Origin of the sequence: Oscillibacter sp. KLE 1728, assembly GCF_934833455.1 — a bacterium.
Classification (GTDB): Bacteria; Bacillota; Clostridia; order Oscillospirales; family Oscillospiraceae; genus Oscillibacter; species Oscillibacter welbionis.
Genome location: NZ_CAKVVF010000027.1, coordinates 1 through 2,454, shown reverse-complemented (window position 1 = coordinate 2,454; position 2,454 = coordinate 1). Strand labels below are relative to the sequence as shown.

3 protein-coding genes are annotated in these 2,454 nt (G+C 61.7%); 1 reads left to right on the top strand and 2 read right to left on the bottom strand.

The window, feature by feature from the left end; translation table 11 throughout:
• Positions 1-77 precede the first annotated feature (77 nt).
• Together QVE23_RS04675 and QVE23_RS04670 are read right to left on the bottom strand one after the other, a co-directional pair.
• Complete coding sequence (locus QVE23_RS04675) at positions 78-506, bottom strand: helix-turn-helix domain-containing protein (protein WP_256264815.1); 429 nt, start codon at positions 504-506, stop codon at positions 78-80.
• A gap of 91 nt (positions 507-597) precedes the next feature.
• Complete coding sequence (locus tag QVE23_RS04670; protein ID WP_021750843.1) at positions 598-1,185, bottom strand: NUDIX hydrolase; 588 nt, start codon at positions 1,183-1,185, stop codon at positions 598-600.
• 318 nt (positions 1,186-1,503) lie between these two features.
• Between QVE23_RS04670 and spo0A the strand changes: the two genes are divergently transcribed.
• A complete protein-coding gene (gene spo0A, locus QVE23_RS04665) occupies positions 1,504-2,265 on the top strand; it encodes a sporulation transcription factor Spo0A (protein WP_021750842.1) in 762 nt (253 codons plus the stop codon).
• Positions 2,266-2,454: the final 189 nt, after the last annotated feature.

The window sequence follows — 2,454 nt, the reverse complement described above, 5'->3', positions numbered from 1 at the left end:
ACTTGGACTCCCAGGCAGACTGCGGCGGCGGGAAGCTTTTTGCTTCCCGACGCCCCGGAATTTTTTACAATACAGAGTTACGACTCTCCGCGCGGGAGTTCCTGCGCTTGGACAGTGGATTCGGCCTCCGCCTGGAAACTGCGGAACGCCGCAAAGTTCAATAGAATCAACAATAAATTGACCATCACAAAGGCGATCAGCACCCCGGCCACGATCCTCCAGATCCGCCGGGCCCGGCGGTTTTTCACCGCCAGCTGCTCGGCGATGCGGGCCAGCTGCTCCGCTGTTCCGCCGCGCTCCGCCTCTGGCGGGACCTCCGGCCCCAGCAGAGCCGCGGAGGTGGCGTCCAGCTCCTCCGCCAGCCGGATCAGCAGGTCTGCGTCCGGCACGGACCGGCCTTTTTCCCATTTGGAGACGGTCTGCCGCACCACATGGAGTCGGGCGGCCAGCTCCTCCTGGGAGAGGCCCTTGGCCTTCCGCAGGGCCTTCAAATTCTCTGCAAGCATTGCGTTGCCTCCTTTCCGGGATCATTCTACCAGGGGAACCGCCGTTGCGGCAAGCAACGCAGACGCACATGGCCCCTGAGCTGCAGAGGTGTTACCCCCCCTGTTCCCCGGAGAACAGCGCCAGCTTGGCGTTGAGCTTCCTGTAAATGCGCTCCCGGAACCAGGGCTCCGACGAGGCGGCCACTGCCTCCTCCAGACCGAACCAGGCCACAGCGCTGTTCTCATCCGGCTTCCGGCGCACGGGGGCCGCCGGGTCTGCCTCCAGCAGGTAGGTCACATTCAGATGCAGGTGGGAGGAGACGTAGGCGCCCCGCTTCTCGTGGCCGTCCACAGTGAGGATTTCCAGAGAGTAAATGTGGGGCGATACCGGACGCACCGCCGTGAGTCCGCTCTCCTCCCGGACTTCCCGCATGGATACTGCCAGCAGATCCCGGTCCCCGTCCGCGTGGCCGCCCAGCCAGGACCAGGAGTCGTAGAGGTTGTGGTACGCCATCAGCACCTGTGTCCGGTCCGGGCTCACCACCCAGGCGGAGGCCGTCAGGTGCCCGGCAGCGTTGTCCCGGGTGTAAAGCGCCTCGCCGCTCCGCAGCCGCCGCAGCAGTTCCGCCCGGTCCCGTTCCTCCTGGTCATTCCAGGGGCGATACGCTTCTAATTCCTCCAGCAGCGTCACATGTCTCATCCTTTCTCTTGAGATGGCTCCATTGTACCACGGCCCCGTCCAAAAGGGAAGCCACTGCTGCCGGGAGACTCTGCACCCCTTGCGGCACAAGGAGTTAGGAGGCGCGGCGCAGAAAGTGTCGAATGATTCTTGGAAGTTATTTACAGTTTCTTGTTGCAAATCGTGTCCGTTTATGCTACTTTATAGAAAACGCGATTTGAAGCTTCATGAATCCGTCGTAAACAGGAGCGCCCACTTTTTTCCGGCTGGGAGAGGGGGCCTGCTCTGAAGCATTTGTGCCTGGTAAACGAAAATTGTGGAAAGAGGACAGGGGAAGACATGGACATCAGAAGAACTGTATTGCTGGCAGATGCCAATGAGGAATTCCGCACCCTTGTGCGGAAGATCATAGACGAGACAGAGGAGTTTTCGGTGGTGGGGTCTGTGGGAGACGGGACGGAGGCCCTGCGCCTGGCGCGTGAGGAAGCGCCGGACCTGATTCTGATGGATGTGGTCCTGCCGGGGCTGGACGGCTTCGGCGTACTCAAGCAGCTGCGGGAGCAGGAGGGGAAGGTCCCCAAGGTTATCCTAATTTCCGCCTTCTGCAGCGACAGCGTGGTATCGGAGGCTGTGGATCTGGGAGCCAGCTACTTTTTGACAAAGCCCGTGGAGGAGAACGCCCTGCTGGATCGGATGCGGGCGCTGTTCAGCCGGGGTGCCCCGGTGGAGGAACACCCGGCGGAGCTGAAGAATCTGGTGACCTCTGTTATCCATGAGATCGGTGTGCCCGCCCACATCAAGGGCTATCAGTACCTGCGGGAGGCCATCATGATCGCCGTGGACGACATGGATGTGATCAACGCCGTCACCAAGGTGCTGTATCCGGAGGTGGCCAAGCGGTTTTCCACCACGCCCTCCCGCGTGGAGCGGGCCATCCGCCACGCCATCGAGGTGGCCTGGGACCGGGGCGATCTGGAGACGCTGCAGAAGTATTTCGGCTACACCGTCTCCAATGCCAAGGGCAAGCCCACCAACAGCGAGTTCATCGCCATGATCGCCGACCGCCTGGTGCTGGAGCAGCGGAAGGACCGGAGAGCGTAAGAAAACAGACAGAAAACCAGCCGGGAGAGGGTATCCTCTCCCGGCTGTTGTCAGGCGTACAGGAGCTTTTCCCCGATGACAGCCATCTGGTCTGCCGTCAAGCGCCAGTCCCAGGGCAGCTTGACCTCTGCCATCCGGTCCGGCCAGCACAGCAGGAATTGGTTCACCGGCTCTGCACCGGAGTACCGC

Excerpts from the sequence above, each read along its gene's own strand:
- QVE23_RS04675 (WP_256264815.1), bottom strand. The coding sequence starts at position 506 with ATGCTTGCAGAGAATTTGAAGGCCCTGCGGAAGGCCAAGGGCCTCTCC.
- QVE23_RS04670 (WP_021750843.1), bottom strand. The coding sequence starts at position 1,185 with ATGAGACATGTGACGCTGCTGGAGGAATTAGAAGCGTATCGCCCCTGG.
- spo0A (WP_021750842.1), top strand. The coding sequence starts at position 1,504 with ATGGACATCAGAAGAACTGTATTGCTGGCAGATGCCAATGAGGAATTC.